Source organism: Lysinibacillus antri (assembly GCF_003977595.1).
GTDB lineage: Bacteria > Bacillota > Bacilli > Bacillales_A > Planococcaceae > Ureibacillus > Ureibacillus antri.
This window is the reverse complement of record NZ_RYYR01000061.1, coordinates 1-1696: the sequence shown is the minus strand read 5'-3', so window position 1 is coordinate 1696 and position 1696 is coordinate 1. Positions and strand designations below refer to the sequence as shown.

At 42.3% G+C, this 1696-nt stretch carries 1 protein-coding gene; it reads left to right on the top strand.

Annotation, left to right across the window (positions count from 1 at the left end):
* A partial coding sequence (locus EK386_RS20685) for a TonB-dependent receptor domain-containing protein (RefSeq protein ID WP_179966073.1) occupies positions 1–1696 on the top strand: 1696 nt, incomplete at both ends.

The window sequence follows — 1696 nt, the reverse complement described above, 5'->3', positions numbered from 1 at the left end:
CCGCACAATACATTTCGATTCGCGGATCAGGACAAGATCGTATCGGTATGATTGTCGATAATACTTCGACAAATACTCAACAGTGGTATCACCAAGGTCGTTTCCAACTGGATCCGTCTATGGTGAAATCGATTAAAATCGATAAGGGCGCCGGTTCCGCCAGTGCCGGTATCGGTATAACGGACGGTGTAATCCGTGCGGAAACGGTATCGGCAAAAGATTTATTGAAAGACGGCAGATCATTCGGTGCGCGTATCGGTTCCGAATATAACAGTAATCGCGGCATTAACGATTCGCTTTCACTCTATGGACAAGCGAATAATCTGGATGTATTGCTATTAGGCAGTTGGGGAGACGATAAAAACTATAAGGCGGGTAAAGGTTATTCGGATGCGGTGAATAAAAATAGCCGAGTAGTGAATAATACCGCTCGTCGTCAAGGTAATTATTTGGCGAAATTCGGCTATGATATTACCGATAAACAGCGTATCGGCTTAAGTTTCCGTCAAGAGTCGTTTTATGGTGCGGGACAAGATCGTTTCGAGATGATTTTTAATAGCCGCCCGGTAAATGCGAACACGACCAAACGTACCTACAACCTTGAGTATGATGCGAAAGACATCGGCTTTGCTCGAGACGTTAAAGCGAATGTGTTCCATATTTTAGGGACGGATAAGCGAGAAGATTATCAGCAAAATAAATTAACCGGTTATCAACGTAGTTCTAAAACCAAAACAACGGGGGCTAATTTAGGCTTTACCAGCGAATTTGGCGGAGAGCATCTGTTTAAATATGGTGTGAATCTGCGTAAAGAGCAGACAGGTAGTCAGAATTCGTTCGGCAATATTAAAGGCGAACAAAAATTCGAATACGGATTATATGCCGAAGGGATTTGGTCTTTAGGTAAAGTGCTGACCTTAACCACAGGGTTACGTTATGATTACTATGATTTGGATACAGCGGGTAAAGTGGATAAAAACGGTAAACCGCTTGCCGGTAATAAATCGGTATCCGATAAAAGATTAAATCCGAGTTTCGGATTGATTTGGGACATTACACCGAATTTTGCTTTGAATGCTAAATTAAATTATGCAAGTCGCAGCCCTATTTTAGCTTCGGCAAATACCATAACCGATAACCGCGGTTCATTAGATAAAGCCAGAGGCTTACGTTTTATCGATCCTAAATTGAAAACCGAAGACGTACGTTTGGCGGAAGTCGGTTTTGAATGGAAATATGCCGATTTTAATTTAAAAGGCAGCGTGTTCGAGCAAAGAGTTAAAAACTTCTATCAAACGACCAACAGTATCATTAGCAATGCGGGAACCTTAAAAACGAAAGGTTATGAAGCCGAGTTGGATTATCAATGGAACGCATTAAAATTAACCGCCGGTGTGGCGTATGCCGATCCGAAAGCGGACTTTGCGCTTTCTAATGATCCGCTGAATGTTATTCCGCAAGGTCGTCAATGGAGTACCGGTGTTTCGTATAAATTTGTTGAACCGAATTTAGAGATCGGTTGGTTAGGTCGCTATGCTCAGTCTAAAGAGTATAAAACGGGCGCTGCGCCGAAAGTCGAAACGAGAAGACGTATCGGATACGGCGTACATGATATTTTCGTAAACTGGCAGCCGCTTAATCAAGACAACTTCAATGTGAATTTCACGGTAAAAAACATCGGTAATAAATTCTATCG